At 54.2% G+C, this 203-nt stretch carries 1 pseudogene; it reads right to left on the bottom strand.

Annotated features, from left to right (window positions below):
* Positions 1–203: pseudogene (locus tag A1830_RS23630) on the bottom strand (hypothetical protein); the annotation flags it as partial.

Raw genomic sequence — 203 nt, 5'->3', positions numbered from 1 at the left:
TACGACCACGCATCCCGCTTTTGACAGCATTGTTGGCTCAGGCACCACGCAAAGCGCGCCAGCGCCAAAGGATTCAACTACGCCACCCACTAAACCCAGACCGCCCCAAAGGCGATTACTCCAGGTCTCGCCTTCACTCACCGTTTTTCTGTGCAATATTGCTGCCATTTGCACGGGTGAAATGGCTATTGATACGCCCTCTT

The sequence above is a fragment of the Erwinia sp. ErVv1 genome (genome assembly GCF_900068895.1).
Taxonomy (GTDB): Bacteria; Pseudomonadota; Gammaproteobacteria; order Enterobacterales; family Enterobacteriaceae; genus Erwinia.
This window is presented reverse-complemented; position numbering and strand designations above follow the sequence as displayed.